The organism is Thermobacillus composti KWC4 (assembly GCF_000227705.2).
In the GTDB taxonomy this organism is placed as follows: domain Bacteria; phylum Bacillota; class Bacilli; order Paenibacillales; family Paenibacillaceae; genus Thermobacillus; species Thermobacillus xylanilyticus.
The window spans coordinates 2,021,328-2,040,423 of sequence record NC_019897.1; the positions used below are offsets into that span (position 1 = coordinate 2,021,328).

Annotated in this window: 22 protein-coding genes; 5 read left to right on the forward strand and 17 right to left on the reverse strand. The window is 64.5% G+C overall.

Annotated features, from left to right (window positions below):
- Positions 1-302: 302 nt before the first annotated feature.
- From THECO_RS09435 to THECO_RS09475, 10 genes are all read right to left on the reverse strand, one after another.
- On the reverse strand, positions 303-1,634 hold the full coding sequence (locus tag THECO_RS09435) for a pyrimidine-nucleoside phosphorylase (protein ID WP_015254803.1): 1,332 nt from the start codon (positions 1,632-1,634) through the stop codon (positions 303-305).
- An 18-nt stretch (positions 1,635-1,652) separates the two neighbouring features.
- Complete coding sequence (locus THECO_RS21100; protein WP_015254804.1) at positions 1,653-1,826, reverse strand: aspartyl-phosphate phosphatase Spo0E family protein; 174 nt, start codon at positions 1,824-1,826, stop codon at positions 1,653-1,655.
- Between the two features lie 118 nt (positions 1,827-1,944).
- A complete protein-coding gene (locus THECO_RS09440; RefSeq protein WP_015254805.1) occupies positions 1,945-2,766 on the reverse strand; it encodes a purine-nucleoside phosphorylase in 822 nt (273 codons plus the stop codon).
- A 37-nt stretch (positions 2,767-2,803) separates the two neighbouring features.
- A complete protein-coding gene (locus tag THECO_RS09445; protein ID WP_015254806.1) occupies positions 2,804-3,982 on the reverse strand; it encodes a phosphopentomutase in 1,179 nt (392 codons plus the stop codon).
- An 84-nt stretch (positions 3,983-4,066) separates the two neighbouring features.
- Complete coding sequence (locus THECO_RS09450) at positions 4,067-4,969, reverse strand: tyrosine recombinase (RefSeq protein WP_015254807.1); 903 nt, start codon at positions 4,967-4,969, stop codon at positions 4,067-4,069.
- Between the two features lie 33 nt (positions 4,970-5,002).
- Positions 5,003-5,236 carry a DUF4227 family protein gene (locus THECO_RS09455; RefSeq protein WP_015254808.1) on the reverse strand — a complete coding sequence of 78 codons (234 nt, stop codon included), beginning with the start codon at positions 5,234-5,236 and terminating at the stop codon, positions 5,003-5,005.
- 182 nt (positions 5,237-5,418) lie between these two features.
- On the reverse strand, positions 5,419-5,874 hold the full coding sequence (gene fur / locus THECO_RS09460; RefSeq protein ID WP_015254809.1) for a ferric iron uptake transcriptional regulator: 456 nt from the start codon (positions 5,872-5,874) through the stop codon (positions 5,419-5,421).
- A gap of 114 nt (positions 5,875-5,988) precedes the next feature.
- Positions 5,989-6,618, reverse strand: a complete 630-nt coding sequence (gene spoIIM / locus THECO_RS09465; RefSeq protein ID WP_015254810.1) for a stage II sporulation protein M — start codon at positions 6,616-6,618, stop codon at positions 5,989-5,991.
- An 86-nt stretch (positions 6,619-6,704) separates the two neighbouring features.
- Positions 6,705-7,955: an endonuclease Q family protein gene (locus THECO_RS09470; RefSeq protein WP_015254811.1), complete on the reverse strand. Its 1,251-nt coding sequence runs from the start codon at positions 7,953-7,955 to the stop codon at positions 6,705-6,707.
- 1 nt (position 7,956) lies between these two features.
- A complete protein-coding gene (locus tag THECO_RS09475; RefSeq protein ID WP_015254812.1) occupies positions 7,957-8,529 on the reverse strand; it encodes an NUDIX hydrolase in 573 nt (190 codons plus the stop codon).
- Between the two features lie 82 nt (positions 8,530-8,611).
- On the opposite strand from THECO_RS09475, the gene mciZ reads away from it, so the two are divergent.
- Complete coding sequence (mciZ, locus tag THECO_RS21105; protein ID WP_015254813.1) at positions 8,612-8,755, forward strand: Z-ring formation inhibitor MciZ; 144 nt, start codon at positions 8,612-8,614, stop codon at positions 8,753-8,755.
- Positions 8,756-8,842: 87 nt separating this feature from the next.
- On the opposite strand, the gene THECO_RS09480 is transcribed toward mciZ, so the two are convergent.
- Positions 8,843-9,631 carry an anti-sigma factor gene (locus THECO_RS09480; RefSeq protein ID WP_015254814.1) on the reverse strand — a complete coding sequence of 263 codons (789 nt, stop codon included), beginning with the start codon at positions 9,629-9,631 and terminating at the stop codon, positions 8,843-8,845.
- Entirely contained in the window at positions 9,618-10,226 is a 609-nt protein-coding gene (locus THECO_RS09485) for a sigma-70 family RNA polymerase sigma factor (RefSeq protein ID WP_015254815.1), read from the reverse strand. Before THECO_RS09485 ends, THECO_RS09480 begins: the two co-directional genes overlap by 14 nt.
- A 177-nt stretch (positions 10,227-10,403) precedes the next feature.
- On the opposite strand from THECO_RS09485, the gene THECO_RS09490 reads away from it, so the two are divergent.
- The 3 genes from THECO_RS09490 to THECO_RS09500 are packed head-to-tail and all read left to right on the forward strand — an operon-like array spanning position 10,404 to position 13,574.
- A complete protein-coding gene (locus THECO_RS09490) occupies positions 10,404-11,567 on the forward strand; it encodes a COG1470 family protein (RefSeq protein ID WP_015254816.1) in 1,164 nt (387 codons plus the stop codon).
- Positions 11,568-11,626: 59 nt separating this feature from the next.
- Positions 11,627-12,541 (forward strand): ABC transporter ATP-binding protein, encoded by a 915-nt coding sequence (locus THECO_RS09495; RefSeq protein WP_083883349.1) that lies wholly within the window; start codon positions 11,627-11,629, stop codon positions 12,539-12,541.
- Complete coding sequence (locus THECO_RS09500; RefSeq protein ID WP_015254818.1) at positions 12,531-13,574, forward strand: ABC transporter permease; 1,044 nt, start codon at positions 12,531-12,533, stop codon at positions 13,572-13,574. The genes THECO_RS09495 and THECO_RS09500 overlap by 11 nt, the downstream gene beginning before the upstream one ends.
- A 64-nt stretch (positions 13,575-13,638) precedes the next feature.
- Here the strand turns inward: THECO_RS09500 and THECO_RS09505 are convergent, their stop codons facing one another.
- The gene (locus THECO_RS09505; protein ID WP_015254820.1) at positions 13,639-14,772 is read right to left on the reverse strand and encodes a M20/M25/M40 family metallo-hydrolase; all 1,134 of its coding nucleotides are present in this window, start codon (positions 14,770-14,772) and stop codon (positions 13,639-13,641) included.
- A 74-nt stretch (positions 14,773-14,846) separates the two neighbouring features.
- On the opposite strand from THECO_RS09505, the gene prli42 reads away from it, so the two are divergent.
- The gene (gene prli42 / locus THECO_RS21695; RefSeq protein WP_015254821.1) at positions 14,847-14,945 is read left to right on the forward strand and encodes a stressosome-associated protein Prli42; all 99 of its coding nucleotides are present in this window, start codon (positions 14,847-14,849) and stop codon (positions 14,943-14,945) included.
- Here the strand turns inward: prli42 and lipB are convergent.
- The 4 genes from lipB to THECO_RS09525 form a co-directional block, all read right to left on the reverse strand.
- On the reverse strand, positions 14,907-15,623 hold the full coding sequence (gene lipB / locus THECO_RS09510; RefSeq protein ID WP_015254822.1) for a lipoyl(octanoyl) transferase LipB: 717 nt from the start codon (positions 15,621-15,623) through the stop codon (positions 14,907-14,909). The genes prli42 and lipB overlap by 39 nt on opposite strands.
- A gap of 10 nt (positions 15,624-15,633) precedes the next feature.
- The gene (locus THECO_RS09515; RefSeq protein WP_041854351.1) at positions 15,634-16,917 is read right to left on the reverse strand and encodes a dihydrolipoamide acetyltransferase family protein; all 1,284 of its coding nucleotides are present in this window, start codon (positions 16,915-16,917) and stop codon (positions 15,634-15,636) included.
- A gap of 71 nt (positions 16,918-16,988) precedes the next feature.
- Positions 16,989-17,972, reverse strand: a complete 984-nt coding sequence (locus tag THECO_RS09520) for an alpha-ketoacid dehydrogenase subunit beta (RefSeq protein ID WP_015254824.1) — start codon at positions 17,970-17,972, stop codon at positions 16,989-16,991.
- 1 nt (position 17,973) lies between these two features.
- Positions 17,974-18,999, reverse strand: coding sequence for a thiamine pyrophosphate-dependent dehydrogenase E1 component subunit alpha (locus THECO_RS09525; protein ID WP_015254825.1), 1,026 nt, complete (start codon positions 18,997-18,999; stop codon positions 17,974-17,976).
- Between the last annotated feature and the right edge of the window lie 97 nt (positions 19,000-19,096).

Genomic DNA, 19,096 nt, shown 5'->3' on the forward strand with positions numbered 1-19,096 from the left:
CTTACAATTATTTCGGAACTCTTTCCATTCACCGGGTAACCACCCCACGATTTCTATTCTCGAATAGCATTATATATACCAGATCACAATGCCGGTAGTTTATGTTTCTTGTTATTTACCAGTTTACTATGATTAATCGTGTTGTCAATAATTTTTGGGTCTATGATTATTATATTCCAATAACACATGTTCTTGACTGTATTTAATGAAATAGGCTTCGAAACGTCTTAATAAACAGATACGTTCGAAGCCCGTAATTCATCTCTACCTTTAATTATATCTAACTGATTAAGGTGCCCGTATCAATCCATCCGCCGGATGCCGTCCTCCGTGACGACGGACAGGATGAGCGGCCGCACCGCCGGCGGCTCGCCGCCGATCTCGAACGCCTCCGCGGCGAGCCGCATCGCTTCGGCTTCGGCATCGCCTTCGCGCGCGGCGTGCAGCTCCGCCAGCGGTTCGCCGGCGCCGACCCAACTGCCGAGCTTCTGCGCGAGCACGACGCCGACCGCGTGGTCGATCGGCGCGTCCTTCACCGCGCGCCCCGCGCCGAGCATCATCGCCGCAAGGCCGAGCTTCTCCGCGTCGATGCGGCGCACGTACCCGGCGCGCTCCGCCTTCACGCAGATCCGGTGCGGCGCCGAGGGCAGCCGATCCGGATCGTCGACAACCGCCGGATCGCCGCCTTGCGCGGCGACGAAAGCGCGGAACTTGTCCAGCGCTTCGCCGGACTTCAGCTTCCGCTCCAGCAGCAGGAGCGCTTCATCGATGCCGGCCGCCTTGCCGCCGAGCACCGTCATATGCGCCGCCAGCGTCAGGCAGAGCGACGTCAGATCTTCCGGGCCATCACCGCGCAGCGCGGCGATCGCTTCTTTCACCTCGAGGGCGTTGCCGATCGCCCGTCCCAGCGGCTGGTCCATGTCGCTGATCACAGCCGCGGTCTTGCGGCCCACGAGCCGGCCGATCGCGACCATCGCCTCCGCAAGCCGCTCCGCATCCTCCAGCGTCTTCATGAACGCGCCGCCGCCCGTCTTCACATCGAGCACGATTGCGTCGGCGCCGGATGCGATTTTCTTGCTCATGACGGAACTTGCGATGAGCGGAATCGATTCGACCGTCGCCGTCACGTCGCGGAGCGCGTACAGCTTCTTGTCCGCCGGCGCCAGATCGCCGCTCTGGCCGGCAACGGCCAGCCCGATCTCCCTGACCTGGCGGAAGAACGCCTCGGGGGCAAGCTCCGTGCGGAACCCCGGTATCGACTCCAGCTTGTCGATCGTGCCTCCGGTATGGCCGAGCCCGCGGCCGGACATTTTCGCAACGGGAACACCCGCCGCTGCGGCCAACGGCGCGACGATGAGCGTCGTCTTGTCGCCGACGCCGCCCGTGCTGTGCTTGTCCACCTTGATGCCCGGAATGCCGGACAGATCGAGCTGGCTGCCGGACCGGGCCATCGCCAGCGTCAGCTCCGCCGTCTCTTCCGCGGTCATCCCCCGGAAGAGCACGGCCATGGCGAACGCGGACATCTGATAATCCGGAATGTCGCCCCGGCAGTATCCATCGATCAGGAACGCGATTTCCCCGGCGGTCAACTCCCCGCCGTCCCGCTTGCGCCGTATGATGTCAACCGCACGCATGCCTTTCCCTCCTGATCGTCAACATTTCTGTTTTCTCGGAGGCCGCTTCATGAGCTGAACCAGCACGATCAGCTCGTCAAGCGACTGGCTCAGTTCCAGCACTTCGCGGTGCTGCATGTCGTTCCTTGCCCGGAACGCCGTGTTCATTTGATTGCGCAACCATTCGACTCGTCCCAACAACTGCTTGTCCATGATGAAAATTCACACTTCTCCCTCTTTCGGATTCACGGGCCATTATACGACGAAACGGAGGGAAGAACGTGTCGCACCCGGTCGAGTCGAACGGTGCATTTTCGCTTCCTGCAAAGTCCTACAAACGGGGGATGACGCCTGTGACCAGAGCCAGAAAACGGGACTTCACGCGCTCGGTCGTCTCCATCACTTCGTCATGGGACAGCGGTTGATCCAGTATGCCTGCCGCCATATTGCTGATGCAGGAAATGCCCAGCACCTCAAGTCCGATGTGGCGCGCGGCGATGACCTCCGCCACCGTCGACATGCCGACAGCGTCCGCGCCCAGCGCGCGAAGCATGCGGATTTCCGCCGGCGTCTCATACGATGGACCCAGCAGTCCGGCATAGACGCCTTCCCGCAGCTTGAGGTCCTGTTCCCGCGCCGTTTCGGTTGCGATGGCGCGCAGCCGCCGGCTGTAAGCTTCCGACATGTCCGGGAACCGGGGGCCCAGTTCGCCGTCGTTCGGCCCGACCAACGGATTGCGTCCGGTCAGGTTCAAATGGTCGGCAATCAGCATCAGATCGCCCGGTTCGAAAGACGTATTGATGCCGCCCGCCGCGTTGGTCACGACGAGCGTCCGCGCGCCGAGCGCCTTCATGACGCGAACCGGGAACGCCGTCAGCTCCGGTCCGTATCCTTCGTACATGTGGAACCGTCCGCGCATGATGACGACCGTCCGTCCGGCCAGCCGGCCGATGACCAGCTCGCCCGCGTGTCCTTCAACGGTGGAGAGCGGGAAATGCGGAATGTCCTCGTATCGGATCACGGCCGCGTCTTCCACATGATCGGCGAGCACGCCGAGGCCGGAGCCGAGAATCAGTCCGATCTCCGGCACAAGCGCCGTCTTTCCGCGGATCGATTCCGCGGCTTCGCGAATATGCACTGCCGTCAATGTCATGGGATCATCCTCCTGACTCAGGTTGCCGCGCCGGGTCTCAGGCGAGGCCGAGATCGTTAAGAAAGCTGGTGCCGTGCGGCGGGCGCTGCACGCCGAACAGTTCGGCGATCGTCGCGGCCAGATCCGCGAACGTCGAACGGGTGCCGAGCGGTCGGCCGGCCATGCGCGGGTTGTACAGGAGCAGCGGAACATATTCCCGCGTATGGTCGGTGCCGTGGTGAACCGGATCGTTGCCGTGGTCGGCCGTAATGATGAGCAGACCGTCATCACCGGTCAGCCGTTTCAGACCCGGTACCGCGCGGTCGAACTCGGCGAGCGCCTGCGCATAGCCGGCGGGGTCGCGCCGGTGGCCGTACAGCGAATCGAAATCGACGAGGTTCGTGAACACGACGCCCCTGCACGGCTTCTCCATCAGTTCCAGCGTCCGCCGGATGCCGTCGGCGTTGCTCTTCGTCGACCAGGCGGACGTGATGCCTTCCCCGCTGAAAATGTCGTTGATCTTGCCCACCGCCCATACGTCATACCCGGCATCCTTCAGCGCGTTCAGCACCGTCGGCTGCGGCGGTTTCACCGCGTAGTCGTGCCGGTTCGGCGTGCGGGTGAACGCGCCGGGCTCCCCGACATAGGGCCGGGCGATGACGCGGCCGACCGCATGCGGTTCGTGCAGCGTCAGCTCGCGCGCAATTTCGCACGCCCGGTACAGCTCGTCCAGCGGAATGACTTCCTCGTGCGCGGCGATCTGGAAGACGCTGTCGGCAGACGTATAGACAATCCATGCCCCGGTCCGCATCTGCTCTTCGCCGAGCTCCTCGATGATCGCGGTGCCGCTTGCCGGCTTGTTGCCGATGACCGGACGGCCCGTCCGCTTCTCGAACTCGCGGATGAGCTCCTCCGGAAAGCCGTCCGGGAACGTGCGGAACGGTACGGGAATGTGCAGGCCGGCCAGCTCCCAGTGGCCGGTCATCGTATCTTTGCCCGCCGATGTCTCGGCCATCTTGCCGTAGGCCGCTTCCGGCGCCGAATGCGGCGCCCAGTCGGCGATCCGCGCGATGTTGGCGAGGCCGAGCCTGCGCAGTTCGGGCAGATCGAAACCCGGCACCGTTTCCGCGATATGGCCGAGCGTATGGGCGCCCGCATCGCCGAATGCCGGCGCGTCCGGCAGCTCGCCGATGCCGACGCTGTCAAGCACGATCCAGGTCACTCTTGTGATCTTCACGGGTCAGCGCCACCTCTTGTTCTCACATTTTCAAAGGTATGAATCGATGCGCAGTCAGGCAGTCAAGCCGCCTGCCGCAAGGCGTCAACGCGCCCTCGGATGGGCCGATTCGTAGACCGATTTCAGGCTCGGCCGCGCCATCTGCGCGTACGCTCTCGTCGCCGAGATGTCCTTGTGGCCGAGCATCTCCTGCACGGCGCGCAGGTCGGCGCCGCCCGCGACCAGGTGCGCGGCGAACGCATGCCGCAGCATATGCGGGCTGACGCCGCCCAGGCCGGACGTCTCGGCATGCTTCTTCATCAGCTTCCAGAACCCCTGCCGCGTGAGCCGGCTTCCGCGCCGGCTGACGAACAGCGCGCGTTCGGGCCGATCCGGGCGGACCAGATGCGGCCTGCCGTCCTTCAGGTAGCGCTCCAGCGCTTCCGCGGCCGCCTTGCCGAGCGGGACGAACCGCTCCCGCCCGTCCGGGCTCGCGCAGCGGACATACCCGAGGGAAGGATTGACGTCATCAACGTCCAGCCCGATCAGCTCGCCCGCGCGGATGCCGGTCGCGTACAGCAGCTCCAGCATCGCCCGGTCGCGCAGACCGGAAGGACCGCCGCCGTCCGGCGTCTCCAGCAGCCTGGCCGTTTCCGCCTCGGTCAGGATGCGCGGAGCTTTGCGTTCCGGCTTCGGCGGCCGGATATGGGCCGCCGGGTCGGCCTCGATCGCGTTCAGATCGGCGGCCAGATAGCGGAAGAACGCGCGAATGCTTGACGCGGCGCGGGCGACGCTCGCCGGCGCCTTGCCTTCCGCCTTGAGTCCGGCCAGATAGGCCGCGATATGATGCGGCTTCACCCGCCCGGGATCGCCGATGCCATGCGCTTCCATCGCGCCGGCGAACGCCTTCAGATCGCGGGCGTACGATTCCGCCGTCGAGCGCGAAAAGCTGCGCGATTCCATGCGGCTCGCGAGAAACTTCTCCAGCAGATCCGGCAAATCCGGCATGTCCGTATCCCTCCTTCCCGCCGAAGCGGTTCTTCAGTCGCCGGTCAGATAGAACAGGCGCAGGCGGTCAAGGACGGACGGCGCGGACCCGCCGTCCGGGTCGTTCACGAACACTTTGACCGCCCGGCCTTGCGGCGCGGCATAAGGGTCCGGTATCCGCAGCCATTCGGCCAGGAGCCGGAATGCCGCCGCGATCACCAGCGTCAGCACCAGGAACAGCGCGGCGAACAGCAGTCTGCGCAGCATGCGGCGCAGCGACACCACCATGCAGGATCACCTCCGCCGCCCGACGGGACGGGCTTGCTGCTAACACTCTATGTATCCGTTCCGCCCGCCAGTACCGCGAAGGGAGCTGCAGATGGGATCGCGGCGGTCTTTTTTTCAAAGTCGATGCAAAAAACTCCCGAACGGCCCCGCTAGGGTCCCCGTCCGGGAGCATGCGCTGCGGTTTATTCGTCGGATTCGCGGGATTCGCGGCAGCGGCGGCAAATGCCCTGGAAATCGAGCCGATGATCGATGACATGAAAGCCGTACTCCTGCTCCAGCCGTTCCTCGAGCGGGATGAGCCAGTCTTCCATGATCTCTTCCATCGAGCCGCATTGCACGCAAATCAGATGATGGTGATGGTGCTTGGAACTGTCCGTCCTCAGATCATAGCGCGCGACGCCGTCGCCAAAGTTCAATTTCTCCACGACATGCAGCTCGCTGAGCAGTTCCAGCGTCCGGTACACGGTGGCCAGACCGATCTCCGGCGCGATCTCCTTCACGAGCATAAAAACGTCTTCCGCGCTGAGATGGTCTTCCTCGTTCTCCAGCAATACGCGAACGGTCGCTTCCCGCTGCGGGGTCAACTTGTAGTCCTGCGACTGAAGCTGCTGTTTGATTTTCTCTATCCGGGCTTCCATGTTCTCCCCTCCGCGAATCGGCAACCTTCGCTGTTACGATGTTTGGAATCATTATCATTATAGAAGGAGGTTCGAACGAAAGTCAAACCTTCCGGCGCAGTCCGTGATGCGAAGTCAGGATGCAAGCAGCGGCGCCGCCCAGCCGATCAGATTCGGCGCGACATAAGCTTCGATGAACGCGCCGCCGGTCATGACGGCAAGCAGGATCAGCGCGGCGGACGTATGGGCGAGCAGCGGCTCCCTGAGGCTGCCGGACGGCTGCACCAGCCGGTACCTGAACACGTGCAGCGCAAAGGCGACGGACGAGACGCTGGCAAACAGAAGCGCCGGAAGCACCAGCAGGTTCCCGGGCACCATCGCCGCCAGGGCGAACAGCATCCCTTTCCACCCGTACGCCTGGACAAGCACGCCGAGGCTGAAGCCGATCAGCACGCCCTTCAAAAAATCGAGCACCAGCACGAACGGTGCCCCGATCACCGTCACACCCAGCAGCCAGACGGCCAGCAGCCATTTCCCGTGCAGCATCGCCCGGTCGCTGAGCGTATCCCCGGCGTCCGCCATCTGCCCGGCTTCGGCCGTCAGCGCGTACCGCGCCAGATCGGAAGCCAGATTGTCCTGCTGGTCGAGCGTCAGCGTCCGGCTGGCCAGCACCCCGAACACGATGCCCGCCGCCGTAAGCACCGCAATGAAGACCAGCAGCGTCTGCCGGTACGCCGCCGTCGTGAAGCTGAATTCCGCCCGCATCGCCGTCCTCCCGTCCCCGAAAAATCAGACATGCTGTACCATTGTATGTCCGGGCGCGAAAGGGTATGCGCTTCTGCGGGCGGCGTCTAGCCTGAAAGCGCCTTGCCGTAGCGGCCTCCGCCGCCCGCCTGGAGGTCCAGCCGCCCTTCCCGGGCGGCGAGGATCAGCGCCGCCGCCTTTTCCCCGGCGGTTTCGGCCAGCGCTTCCGGCGATGCTTCGTGCAGCACGTTCATTTCCGTGCCGAAGCGGTCCAGCAGCCGGTCGAGCAGTTTCGGTCCGACGCCCGGGATGAACTCGAGCGGCACCTGGCAAATGTACGGCGGCCTCTCCGCATCGATCCGCGGGACGTTGCGTCCCGCGAGCCGGCCGAGGGCGCGCACGCGCCCGGACACGCCGCGGATCAGCTTCGCCGATCCGCAGAGCGGGCAGCGCATTACAGCGTCCGGGCTTGCCGGCATCTCGCCGTCCTCCACGTCCAGCGTCGTTCCGCAGCCCGCACAATGCGTCCGGTGGTACTTGCCGAGGCGCGGATCAAGGCCGTAGTTTGCGGCGATCCCGCGGCCGTCTTCGCCGCGCAGCGCCTTGCGCAGCTCGTCGAACGACGGTTCGCCGAGGATGAGCGAGTTGTATTCCCGGCCAATGCGGGCAAGCGAGTGCGCATCCGAGTTCGTCAGGAACGGATACCGGTCCAGCTCGGGCACGAGACCGGCCATCGCCGTGTCCGCGCTCAGGCCGAGCTCGACCGCGTCGATGAGGTCGGGATCGAGCACGTCGGACAGCCGGTCCGTGCAGCTGCCGTACAGGCTGCGGTGCGGCGTGAAAATGTGGGCGGGGATGAACAGCCCGCCCCGCGCCGCCGTCTCCCGCTGCAGTTCCGGGCCGCTTGCGCGGATGCGCTGCGAGCTGAGCCCGACGTTCGTCATCCGCTCCTTGAGCCAGTCGGTGAACGAGCGCATCGCCTCGAAATCGCGCAGGAAAACGAGGTGATGCGCCGGTCCCCGGCCGGGTTCCTTCACCTCGATCTCCGTACCGAGCAGCAGCGTGACGTCCCGGTAGCGGATGCCGCCGCCCGGCGCCTCCGCCATCTCGCCGCGGTCGAGCAGTTCCGCAATGTCCCGCTGGACGCCGGGCGAATGGGCGTCGATGACGCCGAGCAGCCGGATGCCCTTGCGGCAGGCGGCTTCATGGGCGATGTTCCGGAACGTCAGCGCCCGGCTGGCGCTGATCTTCACCGGCTCGCCGCGTCCCGTGGAGCCGATGTGCAGATGCAGATCGGCGAATACGCGGCGCAGGCCAGCGCCCGGGCCGTGCTTGAGGGTTGTGCCAGTGCCGCCCATGTCAGACGAACGACCCGGTGAGCCGCTTCAGCCGCCACGCCTGCACGGCGATGATCGTCTTCGCGTCGCTGATCCTGCCTTCGCGGATGTAGCTTTGCGCCTGCTCGAACGTGATGGCGTCCACGTTCAGATGTTCGTCCTCGTCCGGCGCGAAGTTTCCGCGCGAGAGGCCGTATGCCGCGTACAAATACAGCCTCTCGTCGGCGAATCCGGGCGAGGTGTAGAAGGCATAAAGCGGCTCGAGCCGCTCCGCCCGCCAGCCGGTCTCCTCCTCGAGCTCGCGCCGCGCCGTCTCCATCGGATCTTCGCCGGGTTCGAGCTTGCCCGCCGGAATCTCAACCTGCATCTTCCCGAGCGGCTTGCGGTACTGTTCGACGACGATCAGCCTGTCGTCGTGCAGCGCGAGCACCGCGGCCGCGCCCGGGTGTCTGACAATCTCGCGCGTCGCCGTCTTCCCGCCGGGAAGTTCCACCGTGTCCACCTGCAGGGAAATCAGCCGGCCCTGAAAGACCGGCTCCGTGCGGACGGTCCGCTCGGGTTCCGGCCGCTCCTTCTCTCCGCTCCTGTCGTTCATTTTTGTTCTCTCCCCTGTGTGATAACTTGTCCGCTCCGCGCATAGGATGGGGCATACCCACCCCGAAACGGAGGTTTGATGAATGAAACAGTACAACGATCCGAACGGCATCCGCCTCGTCGGCAAAGCGTGGGAAATCCGCCACAGGCTCCGCGTGCTGGCGGGCGTGCGGAAAAAGCTGTCCGACTATGTCCGCTCGCATGGCGGCCCGGCCGGCTCGAAGTAAGCGCCGGGGCTTGCTCCGCTTTCCGCGCAGGCCGACCGAAGTGGCGGTGCGCGAATGCCCCGCTTCGCGCGGGACGCCGGGCGCGCTTCACCGCCTTGCGTCGAACAGGACGAGGGCGGCCGGCGTCGATGTCGGCTGCTCGCTTCCGCCTTTCGGCTCGGCGCTGAGCGAAATCATCTCGGCATTCGGCAGAAGAAGCGAACGAACGTGCAGATGGGCGATGCCGTCGACCAGTTTGAGCACGCCGAGGCTGTCCGCGTGCGGTCCCCGAACCGCCCAGGCCTGATAGTCGACCAGATCCGTGTCGGGCAGACCGTACAGATAGAGCAGCGCTTCCTGCGCGTCGCCGCTCAGCCAGATATAGCCCTCGCCCGCCGGTCCGAAGGAATGGACGACCTTGAACTGCGTCGTGTCCGGAGCGGTCAGGACGGTGCCCGCCTCCGGCTCGCGCATCAGCAGGTATTCGCCGGGCGATTCATGCCGCGCGGACGGCGCGAACGGATCCGCGGCCAGCCCCGCGCGATGGAGCAGTCCGGCGGTCAGCAGCACGACGGCGGCCGCCGCGGCCGCGGCGATCGCCGGACCCCGCAGCCTGCGGCGCAGACCGATCGCGCGGACCGCCCGTCTGAGCGACCGCCGGCGACGCTCCGACGGCAGCGGCACGGACGGCGCATCCTGCGGCCGGCCGCCAGGCGCGGGCGCAAGCCGCAGCCATTCCGCCCGGCGTGCGGCGCAATCACCGCATGCGCCGGCATGCGCCTCCATCGCGGCCGCATCCTTCGCATCCAGGAGCCCCAATGCGAAATCCGCCCACTCCCGATCGGTAAATCCGAGCGCGCACCGTTTCAGATCGAAGCCGCCTTCATTTCGCATCATGCCGCGTACCTCCTTCCCCGCCGCTCAGCCAGCCGCGCACGGCCAACTGTTTCCGCAGATTGGCGATGCCGCCGCGTATCCAGGACTTGACCGTGCCGAGCGGCACGTTCCACTCGTCCGCCATCTCCCGCTGCGTCTTCTCCCGGTAATAGGCGGTCGCCAGCGCGCGGCGCTGCTGACTCGGCAGCGCGGCGAACGCTTCCCGGACAGCCGCCTGCTGGAATCGCAGGACGACCGTATCCTCCAGCGCGGACGCAGCGGTCTCCAGACCCGCGATCCGTCCGATGGCCGCGTCCGCCCCTCCGGGAACGGCGCGCCGGGCCCGGCGCAGCCGATCCAGCCCGCGGCTGCGCGTCAGGACGGCCAGCCAGCTCTCGATCGACCCCCGCGAGCGGTCAAAACGTCTGCCGGTCCGCAGCACTTCGAGGAACACATCATGGCAGAGGTCTTCCGCTTCCATCCGGTCATCCATCACCCGGAGGGCGATATGCATGACAAGCGGCGCGTACCGTTCGTAGAAGAGGTCGAATGCCTCGACGGAGCCGGCGCACATCGCTTCCAGCACCGTCGCCATGTCATCTCCCCGTCTGTCCAATCCGCTATCCTCCCCGCCGACAGCATTTTCTGCTTGTTATTTTAGCAGAAGCAGGGATGGGCCGGAAGTTTCGCCGGGCGCCGAAAAAATTGGTTTGAACTCATTAATCCGCGCCCGCCGCTCGTTCGTAATGTAAGCGGAATCGCAATTTTTCAATTCAGAAGGGGGATTGGAAGCATGCTTGCCGCATGCCGCAACATCTGGATCAAGCTTGGGCTTGCCGCCCTGATCGCGGCCGGAGCGGCCGCCTCGTCCGCGGGTCAGGCCGATGCCGCGGAACCGTTTGAACTGTACACAACCTACGTCAACCTGGCCGCGCCGCCCGGGGAGTCGATCACGTACTCGGTTGAAGCGATCAACCGCAGTGATGCGACGAAAGTGTTTCCGATCACACTGGAGACGAACGGCAACAACTGGGAGTACAAAATTACGTCCGGCGGACGCACGGTCCGGGAAATTGCCGTCAAGCCGGACGAGTCGGAATCGTTCAACGTCCAGATCGAAGTACCGCTCGAAGTGAACAAGGGCGAATACCGGTTCACGGTCGTCGCCGGCAATCTGGCCCGGCTCCCGCTCGTCATCAACGTCACCGAGCAGGGCACGTTCGCGTCGGAATGGACGGTGGAGCAGCCGAACATGGAAGGGTACGCCGACGATACCTTCACGTTCTCGACCGAGCTGCGCAACCGGACCGCTGAAGAGCAGACGTATGCGCTGGCCGCGGCGGTGCAGCCGGGCTGGGACGCCCGCTTCTCGGTCAGCGGCGACAGCGTCCGTTCCGTGACGGTGGAGCCGAACGCGACGAAGACGATCTCCGTCCAGATCATTCCGCCGGAGTCGATCGAAGCCGGCACCTATCAGATTCCGATCGCGGCGACGAACAATTCGACGCAGGCCGAAACGACGCTCGAAGTCGTCATCACCGGCACGTACGGCATTGACCTGACGACGGCGGACGAGCGGCTGAACACGAAAATCAAGGCCGGCGGCACGCGCACGGTCGATCTTGTCGTCAAGAACACCGGCACGGCGAAGCTCGAAGACGTCAGCCTGACGTCCAACTCGCCCGTCGATTGGGAAGTGACGTTCGAGCCGTCCAAGATCACGTCCATCGAGCCGGGTCAGACGGCGACCGTTCAAGCCACGATCAAGTCGACGGACAAGGCGCTCGCCGGCGACTATGAAGTGGACATCACCGCCCGCTCGGCGCAGAAGTCGGACACGATCGCGCTGCGCGTCGCGGTGCAGTCATCCGTGCTGTGGGGCTGGATCGGCATTCTGATCGTCATTGCCGTTGCGGGAGGCGTCTACTACCTGTATCGCAAATACGGGAGGCGGTAATCGTGGACGTGCGCAGCGGTGAACGCGAGCCGGTCATCGAACTGAAAGGGCTGACGAAGATGTACGGCGAGCACGCGGCCGTGAACCGTCTCGACCTGACGATCGGCCGCGGCGAAGTGTTCGGCCTGCTCGGGCCGAACGGCGCCGGCAAGACGACGACGATTCTGATGATGCTCGGGCTGACCGAGCCGACTTCCGGAACGGCCCGCGTGCTCGGCCTCGATCCGACCCGCAGCCCGCTGCAGATCAAGCGACGCGTCGGCTACATGCCCGACGACATCGGCTTCTATGAAGACCGGACCGCCATCGACAACCTGATCTATACGGCGCGGCTGAACCGGATTCCGCCGGCGGAGGCCGAAGCCCGCGCGCGCGAGATGCTCGAACGCGTCGGTCTGGCCGAAGCCGCCGATAAGCGGGTCGGCGCCTTCTCCCGCGGGATGCGCCAACGGCTCGGTCTCGCCGACGTGCTGATCAAGAAGCCCGAGATCATCATTCTCGACGAGCCGACGCTCGGCATCGACCCGGAAGGGGTGCGCGAGCTGCTGGAACTGATCACGCGGCTAAGCCGCGAAGAACGGATTACGGTGCTGCTCTCGTCCCACCATCTGCATCAGGTGCAGCAGGTGTGCGACCGGGTCGGCCTGTTCGTCAAGGGACGGCTGATCGCCTGCGGCGACATCGAGTCGCTGTCGAAGCAGCTCGACGAAGACGGCACGATTACGGTCGAGCTCGAGCTCGAAGCGTGGCCAGACGCGCTGGACGAGGCGCTGAACGGACTCGGGGGCGTCGTATCCGTGAGGCGCGGCGAAGGCGGCAAAGCCTCCGTCATCTGCAGCTCGGATCTGACCGCGGACATCGCGCAGGCGGCCGTCGGATGCGGCGGGCGGCTCTTGGCCATCAGCCGCCGGAAATACGGGCTGGACGACATCTATCATCGCTATTTCGAAGGAGGGGAAGCCCATGGCGCTTGACGGCAAGGCGATTCTCGGCCGGCTGACGCGCCGCGCGGGACGGCGGGACGGCGCCGAAGACACCGGCGCCAGGGAAGCGCAGGGCGCCGCGATCTCTCCTTTCTGGGTCATCGTGCAGAAGGAATTCGGCGACCATATCCGCAGCTGGCGGTTCACGATTCTGCTCGCCATCATTACGCTGGCGTGCATCGGATCGATCTACTCCGCCGTTTCCGCCATTCGGGGCGGCGCCCTGAAGGACGAGCTGGACTTCCTGTTCCTGCAGATGTTCACGATCTCGGACGGGACGCTGCCGAACTTCATTACGTTCGTCTCGTTCCTCGGCCCGCTGATGGGGATTGCCCTGGGGTTTGACGCCGTCAATTCGGAGCGGAACCGCGGGACGCTCAGCCGGCTCATGTCGCAGCCGATCTACCGGGACGACTTTATTCTGGCGAAGTTTACGGCTTCTCTGCTGCTCGTGACGGTCGTCATCTTCGCCCTGGGCCTCCTCGTCATGGGGCTCGGCCTGTTCACGATCGGCTATCCGCCGACGCCGGAAGAGTTCTGGCGCGTCTTCTTCTTCCTCGTGCTCGCGGTCGTCTACGTCGGGTTCTGGCTCAACCTGTCCATCCTGTTCTCGATCCGGTTCCGCCAGGCCGCGACATCCGCGCTGTCGAGCATCGCGCTGTGGATCTTCTTCACCGTCTTCTACGGGCTGATCCTGAACCTGATCGCGCGCGCGATCGCGCCTTCGTCGGACGCCGCGGTGCAGCGCATCCTGAATTATCAGGAGACGATGCTGTGGCTGAACCGGCTGTCGCCGGCGGAACTGTTCTCCGAGGCGACGACGACGCTGCTGACGCCGAACGTCCGGACGCTCGGACCGTTCACGCTCGAGCAGGTGTATCTCGCGATCAAGAGTCCGCTGCCGCTCGGCCAGAGCCTGCTGCTCATCTGGCCGCATGCGACCGGGCTCATCGCCGCGACGGTCATCTGCTTCGGCATCTCTTACGTCATGTTCATGCGGCAGGAAATCCGTTCGCGCTCGTAAAAGATGCCGCGCGGATACACGAAAGCCGGCCGGGAATGGCTCCCGGCCGGCTTCATTGTGCCGTTCATGCTTTCATATCGGCGGCCCGCTTGATGATCTCCACGACGAGCTCCGTCGTCTTGACGAGGTCGTCGGCGCGGATCCGCTCGCGCGTCGTGTGGATTTCCTCGTAGCCGACCGCGAGGTTGACGGTCGGCACGCCGTGGCCGTTGAAAATGTTCGCGTCGCTGCCGCCGCCCGAATGGAACGTCCGCGCCTTGCAGCCGATCGCTTCAATCGCTTCGACGGCGAGCCTCACGACCGGATCGGCTTCCGTATAGCGGAACGACGGATAGAGAATCTCGCTCTCGAATTCCGCCCGGGCGCCGAACTCCGCGGCCGCGCTCTCGAGCGCCTGCCGCATTGCTTCCACCTGCCGGTCCAGCTTCGCCTGGTCGATGCTGCGCGCTTCGGCATCAAGCTTGACGAAATCGCAGACGATGTTCGTCGCGCCGCCGCCTTCGAACCGGCCGATGTTGGCGGTCGTCTCATGATCGATGCGGCCGAGCGGCATGCGCGAGATCGCCCGCGCGGCTACTTGGATCGCGCTGATGCCGTCCTCGGGGTTGACGCCCGCGTGCGCCGATTTGCCGTGCACCTTCATCGTGATCTTCGCCTGGGTTGGCGCCGCGACGGCGATGTCGCCGATGCTGCCGTTCGAATCGAGCGCGTAGCCGAACGCCGCCTTGAGCCGGCCGCGGTCCATGGCGCGCGCACCGTTCAGCCCGGCTTCCTCGCCGACCGTGATGACGAACTGGACCGGTCCATGCGGAATGTTCCGTTCCTTGATCACCCGGATCGCTTCGAGCATCGCCGCAAGGCCCGCCTTGTCGTCGCTGCCCAGAATCGTCGTGCCGTCGCTGCGGATATAGCCGTCATCGTCCAGCCGCGGCTTGATCCCCCGGCCCGGCGCGACGGTGTCCATGTGCGACGTGAAGAAAATGACCGGCGCATCCTCCGCCCCGTCGGCTTCCAGCATCGCGAACAGATTGCCCGCGCCGTGTCCCGTCTTCTCCGCGGCGTCGTCTTCCTCGACGGCAAGACCGAGACCGGCGAACTTCGCCTTGAGCACGCGGCTGATCTCCTGTTCGTGGCCGGTCTCGCTGTCGACGCGGACGAGTTCCATGAACTCGTCAATCAGTCTCTGACGATCAATCATCGCTTTCCTCCCGTCTCGCATATCGGATAAAATAGAATCTGTACAGCCTGGCTGAAAGGAGCGTTCAGCAAACCATGATCAACCGCAAATGGATCCGGATCACCGCCATTGTGATCGTCGCCGCCATGCTGCTCTCAACCGTCGTGGCCGGCATCGGCCTCCTCTTCTATTAAGGGCCCGGCGCTCCTGCCGAATACGCGGCAGAAATGCGGCACGATCTCCCGCGCCGCCCGCTCCGGCGGCATCTCCATCCCCGTCAAATCTTCGAAACTGGTGACGCCGTATTCGCGGATGCCGCACGGAATGATCCCCGAGAATCCCTCGTTGCCGATGCCGGCGCGCAGGTTGAGCGCGAAGCCGTGGCTTGTGATAAAGCCGCGGCGGCTTCGCGCTTTGTTGAATTTGACGCCGATCGCCGCGATTTTTTCCTCCCCGACCCACACGCCGGTGTAGGCTTCCTTGCGGCCGCCTTCAATCCCGTAATCGGCCAGCCAGTCGATGATAACCTGCTCAAGCGCGCGCAGATAGCCGTGCAGGTCGAGCACCGCCGGATTCAGGTAGAGCAGCGGATAGCCGACGAGCTGGCCGGGTCCGTGATAGGTGATGTCGCCGCCGCGGTCGATCTGAAACACGCGGATGCCCCGCGCGTTCAGCTCTTCCTCGCTCAGCAGCAGATGCTCCGGATGCTTCTGCGACCCGATGGTGTAGGTCGGCGGATGCTGGAGCAAGAGCAGCGTCTCCGGCCGCTCGCCGCGGTCGATTCCGCGCACGATTTCCTTCTGTCGGTCCCACGCCGCGGCGTAATCGATCATCGGGATGTAGCGGATATCGAGCAGTTGGTTATCGTTCATGGCGAGCCTCTCAATACAATGTGGTCGTCTCGATGCTGTAGCTTTCGAGATTCTCTTTCACCCGCTGCAGGAACCGTCCGCAGATGACGCCGTCGAGGATGCGGTGGTCAAGCGAAAGACACAGGTTCACCATCGAGCGGATCGCGATCATGTCGCCGATGACGACCGGTTTCTTGACGATCGATTCGAACGTGATGAGCGCCGCCTGCGGGTAGTTGATAATCGGCTGCGACAGAATCGAGCCGAACGAGCCGGTGTTGTTGACCGTGAACGTTCCGCCCTGCATGTCGCTGAGCGACAGCCGGCCTTCCCGCGTCTTGCGCGCGAGGTCGTCGATCTCGCGGGCCAGCCCGGCGATGTTCTTCTGGTCGGCGTTCTTGATGACCGGCGTCCAGACGCCGTCCTCCGTGCCGACGGCCAGCGAAATGTTGATGTCGCGCTTGACGATGATTTTGTCGACGGCCCACACCGAATTCATGATCGGATAGTCCTTGATCGCGTTGATGACCGCCTTCAGGAAGAACGCGAGATATGTCAGGTTGATGCCTTCGCGCTTCATGAACTCGTCTTTCAGCTTGTTGCGCAGCGCGACAAGATTCGTCACGTCCGCCTCGATCATCGTCCAGGCGTGCGGAATCTCCGTGACGCTCTGCCGCATCCGGGTCGCGATCGTATGGCGGAGCGGCGACACGTCGATGAAGTATTCGCCGCTGCCCGGCGCCGCCGCCTCGACTTCGATCGCGGGCAGCTTCGGCTCTTCCGACAGATGCAGGCCGCTGGACCGGACCGGCTGGCGCGCCGGATCGGCCGAACGGCTGTCCGCGGGTTTGCCGGATGCGCGGCCGGATTCGATGTAGTTCAACACGTCCTTGCGGGTAATGCGCCCGCCGAGCCCGGTGCCCCGCACCTCGGCCAGATTGACGCCGTGTTCGGCGGCGAGGCGCTGCACCGCCGGCGAATAGCGGCCGCTCATAGGCGCCGCGCCTTCATCCCCGTCCGATGCGGCCGCCTGCCGTGCCTGCGGCTGCGCCGCATCTCCCGAATCCGGCGCGGATTCTGCCGGAGCGCCGGCCGACGCCGTCTCGACGAGACAGATCGGTGCGCCTACGTCCACGGTCTCGCCTTCGCCGGCCAATATTTTGACCAGTTTCCCGGTGACGGTCGACGGCAGCTCCGCGTTCACCTTGTCCGTGTTGATCTCGCAGATCGGCTCGTACATGTCGATCCGGTCACCCGGCTGCTTCAGCCAGCGCTCGATCGTCGCCGACACCAGCGATTCCGCCAGCTGCGGCATGACGATTTCCTGAAGACCCTCTCTCACGTTCTCAACTCCTTCTTCCCATCCCGGATTGGACCATAAGGTCATCAATAAAGCGCCAACTGCCGCATCGCATCCCGCAGTTTCTCCCGATTCAGCATGAAATGTTTCTCGCCCGGCGCATGAATCGGCATCGCCGGCACGTCCGGACCGCACAGCCGCATGATCGGCGCGTCCAGCTCGTACAGCAGCTCCTCGGCGATGATCGCCGCCACTTCGGCGCCGACGCCGCCCGTCTTGTTGTCTTCGTGGACGATGAGCACTTTACCCGTGCGGCGGACCGCTTCGAGGATCGCTTCCTTGTCCAGCGGCTGCAGCGTGCGGAGATCGAGAATGTGGGACGAGATGCCTTCCGCCTCCAGATCCTCGGCCGCCTGCATCGCGAAATGAAGCGGCAGGCTGTATCCGATCACCGTGATGTCATCGCCTTCGCGCAGCACGTTCGCCTTGCCGATCGGCACGATGTAGTCGTCCTCCGGCACTTCGCCGGAGACGAGCCGGTAACATTTCTTGTGTTCGAAATAGAGCACCGGGTCCGGATCGCGGACGGCAGCCTTGAGCAGCCCCTTCGCGTCGCAGGCGGTGTACGGTGCGACGATTTTCAGGCCCGGCGTGCCGAAGAAGACCGATTCCACGCTCTGCGAATGGTACAGGCCGCCGAACACGCCGCCGCCGATCGGGGCGCGGATGACGACCGGGCACGTCCAGTCGCTGGCCGAACGGTAGCGGATTTTCGCCGCTTCGCTGATGATCTGGTTCGTCGCAGGGAAAATAAAGTCCGCGTACTGCATCTCGGCGATCGGCTTCAGGCCGTACATGGCGGCGCCGATCGCCGCGCCGGCGATCACCGACTCCGCAAGCGGCGTGTCCAGCACCCGCTCCGGCCCGAACTTCTCGAGCAGTCCTTTCGTCGTTGTGAAGACGCCGCCCTTATAGCCGACGTCCTCGCCGAGCACAAACACATCCTCGTCGCGGGCCATTTCTTCTTCCATGGCCAGCCGGATCGCGTCGATGTAATGCATGACCGCCATGTTACCGCCCTCCTTCCGCATCGCCGGCATAGACGTGGTGCATGATCGATTCCGGAGAAGGGTATGGCGCCTTGTCCGCATACTCGGTCGCTTCGTCGAGCATCTGGCGGATGTTCGCGTCGAGCGAACGGTCCAGCTCTTCGTTCCACAGCCCGCAGTCAATCAGGTACTGTCGATAGCGCGGCAGCCCGTCCTTCGCCCGGTGCTCCTCGACTTCTTCCTTCGACCGGTAGGCCAGGTCGTTGTCGGATGTCGAGTGCGGCGACAGCCGGTACATCACGGCCTCGATCAATGTCGGGCCTTCGCCGGCGACCGCGCGCTCGCGCGCTTCCTTGACGGCCTTGTACACTTCCAGCGGATCGTTGCCGTCAACCCGGACGCCGGGGAACCCGTAACCGACCGCCCGGTCGCAGATCCGCCCTGCAACCTGCCGCGAAATCGGCACCGAAATGGCGTACTGGTTGTTCTCGCACATGAAAATGACCGGCAGTTTGTGCACGCCCGCAAAGTTGCAGCCCTCATGAAAATCGCCCTGGTTGCTTGAGCCCTCGCCGAACGTCACGAACGACACATAGGGCTGCCGCTTCAGTTTGAGCGCGTATGCGATGCCGACCGCGTGCGGCACCTGGGTCGTCACCGGGCTCGATCCGGTGACGATGCGCAGCCGTTTGCAGCCGAAGTGGCCCGGCATCTGCCGGCCCGCGCTGTTCGGATCTTCTTCCTTCGCGAACAAGGACAGCATCAGCTCGCGCAGCGTCATGCCGACCGCCAGCACGAAGCCATAGTCACGGTAGTAGGGAAGAAACCAGTCGTTCTCCCGATCCAGCGCGAAGGCGGCCGCCACCTGCGCGGCTTCCTGTCCGATTCCGGAGATGTGAAAATTGATCTTGCCGGCCCGCTGAAGCAGCAGTGCCCGCTCGTCGTATCGTCTTGCCATCAGCATCGTCGCGTACATCTGCACCGCTTCGTCGTCCGTAAGACCGACCTCGCGGTGGCGGAACGTCCGCTTGGTACCGGTATTGGCCATAAAATGCCTCCTTCTCCCGGCTGCAAGAGAGCCGCCCGTTCGAGGTCAGCTCTTAACACCAGGTACTAAAGGTAAGATGCATCCATTATACCCTGTT

What these genes read in the sequence shown, in the direction of transcription:
- THECO_RS09450 (WP_015254807.1), bottom strand. Translation starts at nt 4,969, where the DNA reads ATGCCGGATTTGCCGGATCTGCTGGAGAAGTTTCTCGCGAGCCGCATG.
- THECO_RS09470 (WP_015254811.1), bottom strand. Translation starts at nt 7,955, where the DNA reads ATGGGCGGCACTGGCACAACCCTCAAGCACGGCCCGGGCGCTGGCCTG.
- THECO_RS09480 (WP_015254814.1), bottom strand. Translation starts at nt 9,631, where the DNA reads ATGATGCGAAATGAAGGCGGCTTCGATCTGAAACGGTGCGCGCTCGGA.
- THECO_RS09515 (WP_041854351.1), bottom strand. Translation starts at nt 16,917, where the DNA reads ATGCCGCAGCTGGCGGAATCGCTGGTGTCGGCGACGATCGAGCGCTGG.
- THECO_RS09525 (WP_015254825.1), bottom strand. Translation starts at nt 18,999, where the DNA reads ATGGCCAATACCGGTACCAAGCGGACGTTCCGCCACCGCGAGGTCGGT.
- THECO_RS09495 (WP_083883349.1), top strand. Translation starts at nt 11,627, where the DNA reads ATGTACGGCGAGCACGCGGCCGTGAACCGTCTCGACCTGACGATCGGC.
- mciZ (WP_015254813.1), top strand. Translation starts at nt 8,612, where the DNA reads ATGAAACAGTACAACGATCCGAACGGCATCCGCCTCGTCGGCAAAGCG.
- spoIIM (WP_015254810.1), bottom strand. Translation starts at nt 6,618, where the DNA reads ATGCGGGCGGAATTCAGCTTCACGACGGCGGCGTACCGGCAGACGCTG.
- THECO_RS09440 (WP_015254805.1), bottom strand. Translation starts at nt 2,766, where the DNA reads ATGACATTGACGGCAGTGCATATTCGCGAAGCCGCGGAATCGATCCGC.
- lipB (WP_015254822.1), bottom strand. Translation starts at nt 15,623, where the DNA reads ATGAACGATAACCAACTGCTCGATATCCGCTACATCCCGATGATCGAT.
- THECO_RS21100 (WP_015254804.1), bottom strand. Translation starts at nt 1,826, where the DNA reads ATGGACAAGCAGTTGTTGGGACGAGTCGAATGGTTGCGCAATCAAATG.
- fur (WP_015254809.1), bottom strand. Translation starts at nt 5,874, where the DNA reads ATGGAAGCCCGGATAGAGAAAATCAAACAGCAGCTTCAGTCGCAGGAC.
- THECO_RS09435 (WP_015254803.1), bottom strand. Translation starts at nt 1,634, where the DNA reads ATGCGTGCGGTTGACATCATACGGCGCAAGCGGGACGGCGGGGAGTTG.
- THECO_RS09455 (WP_015254808.1), bottom strand. Translation starts at nt 5,236, where the DNA reads ATGGTGGTGTCGCTGCGCCGCATGCTGCGCAGACTGCTGTTCGCCGCG.
- THECO_RS09500 (WP_015254818.1), top strand. Translation starts at nt 12,531, where the DNA reads ATGGCGCTTGACGGCAAGGCGATTCTCGGCCGGCTGACGCGCCGCGCG.
- THECO_RS09505 (WP_015254820.1), bottom strand. Translation starts at nt 14,772, where the DNA reads ATGATTGATCGTCAGAGACTGATTGACGAGTTCATGGAACTCGTCCGC.
- THECO_RS09520 (WP_015254824.1), bottom strand. Translation starts at nt 17,972, where the DNA reads ATGGCGGTCATGCATTACATCGACGCGATCCGGCTGGCCATGGAAGAA.
- THECO_RS09475 (WP_015254812.1), bottom strand. Translation starts at nt 8,529, where the DNA reads ATGAACGACAGGAGCGGAGAGAAGGAGCGGCCGGAACCCGAGCGGACC.
- prli42 (WP_015254821.1), top strand. Translation starts at nt 14,847, where the DNA reads ATGATCAACCGCAAATGGATCCGGATCACCGCCATTGTGATCGTCGCC.
- THECO_RS09490 (WP_015254816.1), top strand. Translation starts at nt 10,404, where the DNA reads ATGCTTGCCGCATGCCGCAACATCTGGATCAAGCTTGGGCTTGCCGCC.